Genomic DNA, 1,723 nt, shown 5'->3' on the forward strand with positions numbered 1-1,723 from the left:
CCCGCGGGCGCCAGCCGGGGAGCAGCTCGTCCAGCGGCGCCCCCGTGCGGGGCGGCAGGCCGCGGGCGCCGTGGAGGGCCGCCGCGCGGTCGAGGAGGTCGGACGCGGTGGCCTCCAGGCGGGCGGTCTCGCCGGTGGCGTGCACCGCGCGCAGCAGCTCGTTCCACAGCCGCTCGTCCGCCGGCGCGACGACCAGCGCCGCCTGCACCGCGCCGACCGCGCCGTCCGGCTGCCCCGTCTCGCGGCGCAGCGCGGAGAGCGCCAGCCCGGCGTCGGCGACGAGCAGCGGCAGCTGGGCCTCCACGATCTCGTTGGCCAGCCAGCCGTACCGCCCCTGCGGCCGGTCCGCGAGCAGCGGGCCCGCGGCGAGCGCCAGCGCGTCGTTCAGCAGCCGCTCCCGCACCTGCGGGCTGGTCTGCCGGTCGGGGTCGGTCGCTTCGAGGTGCAGCGTGCGCAGCACGTCCCAGTCGGAGACGACCGACGTGGACAGCGCCAGCCGCCCGTCGGCGTCCGGCGCGAGCCGCGCGGCTCCGGAAGGATCACGTCCGAGCCAGGTGACGAGCCGCTCGATGAAGGCGTCCCGCACGTCGTCCGTCACACCCCGCGGCCACAGCGCCGCGGCGAGCACCTGCGGGTGCACGCCCTCGCGGTGGAACAGCAGCAGCGCCAGCGCCTCCCGCAGCAGCGGGCTGCGCTCGCCGTCCGGCTCGGCCAGGCCCATGATCTCGTACGAGCCGAGCAGCCGCGCGTACACGGCGGGCCGGCCCTGCTCGGACAGGTCCACGGTGAAGCCGACGTCGCCGGCGGCGCGGGTGACGGAGATGCCGCGGCCCTCCGTCCCGCTGGCCGCCGGGCCCTCGAAGCCCACCTGGGTGAACAGCTCCACCAGCGCGTCGTGCTGCTCCTGCGGCAGCCGCTGCGCGGCCAGCTCCAGGCCCAGCAGCGGGGCGCGCAGCCGCCCGTCGCGGGTGATCTCGAACTCCCAGGACGCGCCCGCGAGTTCCTCCTGACCGGTGCCGACGAGGTAGCCGATGCCGAGCCGCGAGGAGCCGCCGGCGAGGTGCGCGAGCCGCTCGGCCTCGACGGCGGTCGGCTCGGTGGCGACGATGACGAGGTGCGGCGCCCACTGCGTACGGCCCGCCTGGCCGGCGCGGCCGGTGAGCACGCTGTCGTGCCCGGCGTTGCCGAGGGCGTTGGCGCGCTGCGCGGACTCGGCCTCCATGACCTCCAGGAGCGCCGGCACGTCCTCCAGGTAGCGCACGCGCGTCGGCGCCAGCTCCGTCAGCCGCTCACCGAAGCCGACGACGGTCACCGACATCCGGTCCGACCAGCCGTTGGTGGCCAGCTCCGCGGCGACGGACGACAGCACCGCGAGCCGGTCCGCGGGGGCGCCCTTGACGGCGGCGATGCCGGGGACGGCCTCCAGGTTGAGCAGCAGCCGGGCCTCCTCGCGGGTGCCGAGGCTGGCCAGTCCGGGGTAGGGGGCCGCGGCGTCGCCGCCCTCCTCGGGCTGCGGGTAGCTCTCGACGTCGGCGCGGTCGATGCGCCAGAACGTCTGGTCCTGGCCGGTGCGCCACGGGGCGGGCGGCTCGCCCGCCACCCCGGCCAGCTGCAGGTACAGGTCGCTGTCGGTCAGCCAGGCGGCGTAGATCGTGGGCAGCGGGCGGGCGGCGTCGGTCAGCGCGGCGGACAGGCCGCGCAGCGCCCGGTCGAGGAAGCCGAC

Annotated in this window: 1 protein-coding gene; it reads right to left on the reverse strand. The window is 77.4% G+C overall.

The features are described 5' to 3' along the window. Positions 1 to 1,723 (reverse strand): BTAD domain-containing putative transcriptional regulator (locus tag ABD317_RS36590; RefSeq protein ID WP_344296315.1); only part of this gene is annotated, 1,723 nt, incomplete at both ends.

This window comes from Streptomyces synnematoformans, from assembly GCF_039531005.1.
Classification (GTDB): domain Bacteria; phylum Actinomycetota; class Actinomycetes; order Streptomycetales; family Streptomycetaceae; genus Streptomyces; species Streptomyces synnematoformans.